This is a genomic window from Nocardiopsis kunsanensis DSM 44524, assembly GCF_000340965.1.
In the GTDB taxonomy this organism is placed as follows: Bacteria; Actinomycetota; Actinomycetes; order Streptosporangiales; family Streptosporangiaceae; genus Nocardiopsis; species Nocardiopsis kunsanensis.
In genome coordinates this window covers 81,892-88,052 of the sequence record NZ_ANAY01000024.1, presented here as the reverse complement: position 1 = coordinate 88,052, position 6,161 = coordinate 81,892, and the positions used below count along the sequence as shown (strand labels likewise).

8 protein-coding genes and 1 pseudogene are annotated in these 6,161 nt (G+C 64.5%); 4 read left to right on the top strand and 5 right to left on the bottom strand.

The window, feature by feature from the left end:
- Positions 1-15 precede the first annotated feature (15 nt).
- On the top strand, positions 16-564 hold the full coding sequence (locus D456_RS0116605; RefSeq protein ID WP_083904606.1) for an ATP-binding cassette domain-containing protein: 549 nt from the start codon (positions 16-18) through the stop codon (positions 562-564).
- 23 nt (positions 565-587) lie between these two features.
- Here D456_RS0116605 and D456_RS26890 read toward each other — a convergent pair whose 3' ends face one another.
- Positions 588-1,106 (bottom strand): AfsR/SARP family transcriptional regulator, encoded by a 519-nt coding sequence (locus D456_RS26890; protein ID WP_160166734.1) that lies wholly within the window; start codon positions 1,104-1,106, stop codon positions 588-590.
- A gap of 629 nt (positions 1,107-1,735) precedes the next feature.
- Positions 1,736-2,014 (bottom strand): hypothetical protein, encoded by a 279-nt coding sequence (locus tag D456_RS25135; RefSeq protein WP_017577307.1) that lies wholly within the window; start codon positions 2,012-2,014, stop codon positions 1,736-1,738.
- 159 nt (positions 2,015-2,173) lie between these two features.
- Here D456_RS25135 and D456_RS24340 point away from each other — a divergent pair.
- Positions 2,174-2,404: pseudogene (locus tag D456_RS24340) on the top strand (SDR family oxidoreductase); the annotation flags it as partial.
- Positions 2,405-2,419: 15 nt separating this feature from the next.
- Here D456_RS24340 and D456_RS0116585 read toward each other — a convergent pair.
- The 3 genes from D456_RS0116585 to D456_RS24330 form a co-directional block, all read right to left on the bottom strand.
- Positions 2,420-3,529 carry a methyltransferase domain-containing protein gene (locus D456_RS0116585; RefSeq protein ID WP_017577305.1) on the bottom strand — a complete coding sequence of 370 codons (1,110 nt, stop codon included), beginning with the start codon at positions 3,527-3,529 and terminating at the stop codon, positions 2,420-2,422.
- Between the two features lie 291 nt (positions 3,530-3,820).
- Positions 3,821-4,021, bottom strand: coding sequence for a DUF397 domain-containing protein (locus tag D456_RS24335; protein ID WP_017577304.1), 201 nt, complete (start codon positions 4,019-4,021; stop codon positions 3,821-3,823).
- 11 nt (positions 4,022-4,032) lie between these two features.
- On the bottom strand, positions 4,033-4,878 hold the full coding sequence (locus D456_RS24330) for a helix-turn-helix domain-containing protein (protein ID WP_017577303.1): 846 nt from the start codon (positions 4,876-4,878) through the stop codon (positions 4,033-4,035).
- 227 nt (positions 4,879-5,105) lie between these two features.
- Here D456_RS24330 and D456_RS0116570 point away from each other — a divergent pair, with 227 nt between their 5' ends.
- Complete coding sequence (locus D456_RS0116570) at positions 5,106-5,645, top strand: ATP-binding protein (protein ID WP_017577302.1); 540 nt, start codon at positions 5,106-5,108, stop codon at positions 5,643-5,645.
- 323 nt (positions 5,646-5,968) lie between these two features.
- Positions 5,969-6,100 carry a hypothetical protein gene (locus tag D456_RS27800; protein WP_275040493.1) on the top strand — a complete coding sequence of 44 codons (132 nt, stop codon included), beginning with the start codon at positions 5,969-5,971 and terminating at the stop codon, positions 6,098-6,100.
- Positions 6,101-6,161: the final 61 nt, after the last annotated feature.

The following is a 6,161-nucleotide window of genomic DNA, read 5'->3' as shown; positions in this document are numbered from 1 at the left end:
GCCTGACGGCCCAGCGTGAGCGAAGTACCCGAACCGTTACCCCTTCTCAAACACGCTCTAAGGGCGCAGATCAGCTATGTAGAGCAGGACGCACCGGTTCTGGAAGGCACACTATGGGAGAATCTGACCCTGGCCCGCCCCCTCGAGTCCGAAGACCGAGTTCGGGAAGTCCTGGCCAGGACACGTCTCGAGCACACGGTGGAGCGCATGCCACAAGGCCTGCACACCCACGTCGGGCACCGCGGGGCGACACTTTCGGGCGGACAGCGACAGCGCATTGCGATTGCGCGTGCGCTGCTGCGCGAGCCCCGGCTCCTGCTTTTGGACGAGGCAACCTCACAACTTGACGCCGAAAACGAGATCGCACTCCGGGAAACCATCGCCGAGGTCTCACGCACGACGACGGTTCTTTTGATCGCCCACCGGCTCTCCACCGTCGTTGGTGCTGACCACATCATCCTGCTGGATCAGGGGCGGGTGCGGGCCAGCGGCACACACAGCGAATTGCTCGACGACGATACCTTCTACGCTCGCCTGTCGGATGCCCATAGGGTTTCCGGATGAGTGGCCGGGGACTCCTAGCTTTCTCAGTCTTGGGAGCCCTCGTCCCACCCGATAGGAGAAACAGGAGAACTCCGATGACCCGCGGGGAGTAGAGCAGCATCCTGGCGCAGAATCTGCAGATGCAGACCGGCCAACTGGGGACCTGGATCCGACCCCAGGGCTTCGGATATCCGTTCTAGGTATCTGTCGTAGAATTGCAGCGCTTCAGGACCGCGACCGGACCGGTAGAGCGCAAGCATGAGCAGGTATGTGACGCTCTCCCGGTAGGGGTGCTCCACTTGAAACAGAGTGAGTTCTGGAATGACCTCCCGGTACCGCTCCAAGGCGAGCTTGGCCTCCATCTGTCCTTCGAGGGCCACAGTACGGTACTCCTCCCATACACTCCCGGACAGGTACGGGAACATGTCCTCGAACTCTCCAAAAGCCGGGCCCCGCCAGATACCCAGGGCCTGCTCATACAGCTTTAAGGCACGGTCGTAATCTCCCAAGTCCATACTTTTCTGAGCCCGGGAGCATAGAATGGTGAATACATGGATGTCCACGGTGTTTTGGTGTGCATCCAGGCGGCAGGAACCCTGTTCGGCGTCGATGCACACCCCTGCCCTACGGAGTTCATGTACCCCCCGATGCACCTGATTCACGGCACTTTTAGGCCCTCTTCCGCGGTAAAGTAAATCGATGATGGTGTCGGTTGGGACATACTTCCCGATGTCAACGAGAAGGCATGTCAAGACCGCCCGGGATCTCCGCGTGGGCATATCCAGAGGCACCCCGTCCTGCCACACCGCAAGCGGCCCGAGTAGACCATAAGTTAGCCTCCCGCCCCCTCGGTAACCTGTCGACTCTGCCTCTCTTGCTCTCGCACGGAAGAGGTGTGCACCTATCCCTCCATCCCTCGGCTCATCGGTCTCAACGATCCACGCCTCGCACCCGCGATGCAGCTCAAAGACCCTGCAGACCACTTCTCGCCAGAGGATATAAGTCATTATCCGACCAGACTTCACTTTACGCCCTGACCCATCCTGAAAATATATCCTGAGCTGCAAATAATGAAATTGTCCGATATCGGCCACTCAAGGTTGGCCGATACTGGCCATCCAGGGAATAATTAATTTACAGACTTGACTGGCGCCCCGAAACACCAGGCCAGCAGTTATTTCCGAATGGAAATCTATGTTTCTCGCATTGGAACTGCTGGCCAGTTACTGGGCGGGGTGGTCGCGAGGACTTCGACGGATTGCAGGTCGGCGGCGCTGATGCGGATGTAGCCAACATCACGCAGCCACTGACCCCACACGGGCTCGATGCCGGGGTGGTCACGGAACTTGTTCTCGGTGAGGCGACCGTGGGCTTGGTCGATGGTGCGCTCGATCAGTTCCTGCAGCTGCGCAGGGGTACACCACCGGGCATTGGTGACCTCGTCTTCAGCGGTCTGGCCGTGCCGTTCCACTGCTTTCCCGGTAAACGTTCCACCAGTGCCCGGCCGTCTCGGCCGCCGTACCAGGCTCCAGGCTGCGGCAACACCGATTGCCGCACCACCCGTGCACGATGAGCTCCAGGTCCTCAGGCTTCGGGTGGAGGCCGACTTCCTCGCCAGCTCGCGCCGACACTCGCCGCCGAACTCGGCCCCAAGGACATCACGGTCAATGTGGTCAACCCCGGGCCGGTCCCGACCGGGTACATGAGCGAGGACGACATCACCCAGCTCACCTCGGATTTCGTACTCGGGCGCATGGCCACTACCGATGACCCGGCTCGCCTGGTGGCATGGCTGACCACTGACGAGGCGTCGTGGGCGACGGGCCAGGTCATCAGCGCCGACGGCTGCTTCAGCGTCTGACCGGGGCGTGCATCCTCAGGCCGGGACCGGATGATCCCAATGCCGCCCGAGCGGCTCGCACACCACCCGGTAGACGCCGTGCTCGAGATCGGCCTCGAGTACGAAACTCTCCAGGCCGGGCAGCCCGGCGTCGTGCAGCGAACGGTAGGCGGCCGCCAGTTCCTCACCCAAGTCACGTTCGCCGCCACCGGTGACCGTGCCATCCGGCCAGAGGTAGGCCCACGACGGCCCTGCACCCATCCAGACGATCCTGTCGGGTGTGCCGTGGAAAGGACGCAGCCCGGTCCCCAGACGCGCCCCGGGCAGCATGAGCAGCAACTGGGTCATCACCCCGGAGCCGATCAATTCCGCCGACCCGACCGGGAGAGGCGCCAGCTGTGCGGCCGGCTGACCGAGTCCGGGGAAAGGCAGTTCGCCGAGGCGCTGGGCGCGGTCACGCATGAACGCTCCCTCCCGGACGAAGGGACCCGAGACGGACGCACCTCGGCGGCGCAACGCCGCGATCGGTGTGCTGTGTGCGGCCGGATGCGGACTCCAGGGCAGCACGAGCGTGCCGCCTTCTCGAAGGGCGGCCACCCACGGACGCGGGATACTGGTCACCGCGCAGGTGGCGATGACCGCGTCGTAAGTTCCTCCGGTCGGGGGCGCGGCTGCGGTTCGTACGGAGACTCCGGTTCCGCTGAGTCGTTCTCTGGCCAGTGCCGCCACACCGGGATCGATCTCCACACTGGTGACCTCACCCTCCTCACCGACCAACTCGGACAGGATCGCCGCGTTCCAACCGGTGCCGGTACCGATCTCCAGTACACGTGTGCCTTTGTCGATCCCGGCCGCGGCGATCATGTCCGCCATCACTTGTGGGGCCGACGATGAGGAGCTGGGCTCGTTGAGGGGACCGGACCCTCCGTCGTTGGCCTGGGTGGTGACCGCGTCGGTGGAGTACACCAGATGCGCCCAACGTTCGGGGGCGGCGGTGCGGTACAGCGGAAGCCCGGTCGCGTCGGGCCAGACCAGGTCCGGGATGAAGCGGTGCCGTGGATGGGCGGCGAACGCGTCACGGATCGCAGGGGTGGTGTCGAGGCGCTCCACCAGGACTTTGTGGAGGACGTCGAGGTCTGCCGTCACGTCTCTCCTGCTCCATTGCATCCGCTACAAGGAGCCACTTCGTGGCGGGAGCATCCCGCCTCCATCCCCCTCTCCGTCGGACTCGATCACGACGGTTCCTTCACCTTTGCACATGGAGCACTGGGCCACGAGAGTCTCCTGTCGGGGGGCGGCGCTGCTGTTCTACCCGCTCGGAGGCCTGAGAGCGGGTGTTGCCGGGTGAGGAACGGACTTCTGGCTTCGAAGTCAGGTCCCGACCGCACGACGACCCCGGTGAGGCTCACGCTGTGGAGGGGACAGCCGCTCATTGCGCTAGCGCTTGGCGCTCGTCAGGAAGGCGTCCCATTCCCCAGCGGAGAAGTGCAGGGCACCCAACTCACGGTGCTTGGTGTCACGGACGGCGGCACCGGCCGGCCAGTCCGCCACCTCAACGCAGTCGGTCTGGCTGGCGCTGTAACTCGCCTTCCTCCAGCTGGCCGTCTTCGGGATGCTGAAATGGTGCTTTGCTGGCATCGTTCGTCTCTCTACAGTTCCTTACGGATTCCGGACAGCAGATTCCGCAGCATGTTGCCGCCGACACCTGCGAGCCTGAGCTCATTGAAGATGGCCTCGTGACTGCGGAGGTCCTCGGCGCTCTCCAGGAAGAGATTACTCCGGTAACCCTCCACATATACGGTCGAGAGCCTCGAAGTAGCCAGTTTCAGGATCGTGAAGGTCGGCACCGCCATCCCGATATGGGCACCAGCTTCATGCGGGATCACCTGGAGCGTGACATTCGGGTGCTCCGAGACTTCCAGTAGACGGGTGATCTGCTCGCGCATGACCCCTGCACCCCCCACCTGCTGGCGGATGGCACTTTCCCCAAGGATCACCCACATCTTGGGGCCGTCCTCAGTAAAGTTCTGGGCCACCCGTGCTCGGCGGACTTCGATCTGGCGCTCAAGGTCTTCCGAGGTCACACTGGCATCGACCCCACTGATGATGGCGCGAGCGTAGCTCTCGGTTTGGAGCTGGCCGGTGATGATGGTGCTCCTATAAGCCTCCACTTCGGAGGCGCTGGCCTCCAGTCCGATGAACGTGCCGTATCGCTGCTCCAGGTCGTAAGACTGCCACCAACCGCGCTTGCCTGCTTGGCGCCTCAGTTGGAACAGGGCTTCAGCCTCCGACTCGGGGAGCTCGTAGTACCTCGCGAGCTGACGTAGCTCCTTCTCCCGAGGGACACGTTCAGCCGCCTCCCATCGACTCACCGTCGACGTGGTGACCTCCAGAACCTTTGCGAGCTGGGTGATGGTGAGCCCGTGTTTGGTGCGCAGCTGCTGGAGCTCGCGGCCGAGTTGCCACTGAGCCACCGTGGGGGTCGTGCTGGGCATCGACCGCTCCGATCAAATTAGAGTTGCCAATTAACCTTGCCAATGCAGTGACACAGAGTCATACTCTAACTATGTTCGGTTCGCCTCACCATCGGTAGTGAGCAGCCGACCGGTCGCCCCGTGGGGCAACCCGTCCTTTGCGGACGAAAAAGGCCCTGGTGGGTGCTAACACCACCCCCCAGGGCCACATCGACAACCGTCCGTCTTCCACAACAGGAGTTGCCGACATGACCATTATCCACCCGACACCCACCCCCGCCTACCCAGGACGGCGGTGGGAGGCCCGCCACTACCCCGGCACCCCGCCCGCCTGCGCACGCTTGCGCTCCGAACTCCGCGACGACCTGGCCACCCTCTCCGGCATCCCGCGCCAGGTACGCGAGGACGTCGAGCTGTGCGCGAGCGAGGCCTTCACCAACGCGGTCACGCACTCGCGATCCCGGCAACCCGGAGGTTCGGTGACCCGCCTGCTGTCCACCCCGCTCGTGATGGACCCTGAGACCACGGTGCGGCTCTGCGTCATCGACCAGGGCCCCTTGGACCACCCTCCGGCGCGGCCGTCCCTATGCCGGCCGACGATGCGACGATCGGCGGAGGAATGGGAGTCCACCGAGTCCGGACGCGGCCTCCTGCTCATCCACCACCTGGCCGACGAGTGGGGCACCCGGCGATGGCCCTGTTCCGAGGCGTCGACCGAGATCGGCACGGTGCTGTGGGCCGAGTTCACGTTCACTCGCGTGACCTGCGTCTGTGGGGGTGTGCGATGACCACCGCGACGTTGCCGGACGGCATACACCACGTCCTGACCGCACCCCGAGGCCAACGCTTCACCAGGCCCGGGACCCCTCGAACCCACCAGGCACGCATGCTCGAGCAGATGGCCGACAATCCCCGGGTGCGCTATCGCCAGCTCCACGGCGAACTCCCCGCCTGGATGCTCGCCCGGGAAGAGCGAAATCATCAGCGTCCGCGCCGACAACCACGCCCGAGCACACCGACGGTCCCGCGTCCCAGGACACCCAGCGGCCACGGTCCCGGTCCCGGTTCCGGGACACAGGCCCCTTCACGGCCTCGCCCCTCCCGCCCACCCGTGCCAGTGCCTCCGCGCCGCCCTGGCAGCCACCGCAAACCGCGCCGCCGCACCGGATGGATCCTGGCCGGACACACGCTCACCGCCACCGCCGGGGCCTGGGCGTACCACCTGTTCGGGTTCCTGGGCTGAACGCTCCGGAACAGCACCAGATCTTGCTACCGGAGCCGGGTTCGGCCGCCGAGGTCGGCGC